Source organism: Olavius algarvensis spirochete endosymbiont, assembly GCA_900608495.1.
Lineage (GTDB): Bacteria > Spirochaetota > Spirochaetia > DSM-2461 > DSM-2461 > UBA2779.
This window is the reverse complement of sequence record UWYT01000245.1, coordinates 1-582: the sequence shown is the minus strand read 5'-3', so window position 1 is coordinate 582 and position 582 is coordinate 1. Positions and strand designations below refer to the sequence as shown.

The 582-nt window shown below is 48.1% G+C and carries 1 protein-coding gene; it reads left to right on the top strand.

Annotation, left to right across the window (positions count from 1 at the left end):
• Positions 1–25 precede the first annotated feature (25 nt).
• A partial coding sequence (locus S1OALGB6SA_RS07250; protein ID WP_230204492.1) for a glycosyltransferase family protein occupies positions 26–582 on the top strand: 557 nt, incomplete at its 3' end.

Below are 582 nucleotides of genomic sequence, written 5' to 3'. Positions count from 1 at the left end.
CCGGATAGAGAAGCAAGTTAACTACATGGAGTCGAACCCTGATATTGTTGCCAGTGGCGGCAATGTTGAAGAATTTGATGAGCGGGGTGTTCTCCAAACCAGCTCAAAGCATACTAGGCACGAGGTTTTGCTCTTTCGCCAGCTTCACGCCATAGCCATTTGCCATCCAACGGCGATACTTCGCCACAGCGCGCTGCTAAACAACAACATCAGATACAACGAAAAATACCCTTACATTGAGGACAATAAGCTTTTCTTCGATTTATCCCAGGTCGGGAGGCTGGGCAATCTACCGGATATTTTGCTAGCTTATCGACGTCATCCAGATCGAACTTCCGTTAAACACCATGAAACACTAGCCAGACTCCTCCCTGGACTCCACGCTGAGATTTACGAATCCCTGTGCAGGAAGTATGCACTAAACCCGGCTATCGACAATCCCGGAGAATGGCGGCGCAAGATTCCTCGAAATCACGATGCAATCTGGATATTCCTATGGTATACGGTTACGCGCAACACAGACCTGACAAAACTGAAGAAGCTGAGGCTGGTTTTGTTCACACATCTTAGACTGACAGCGAA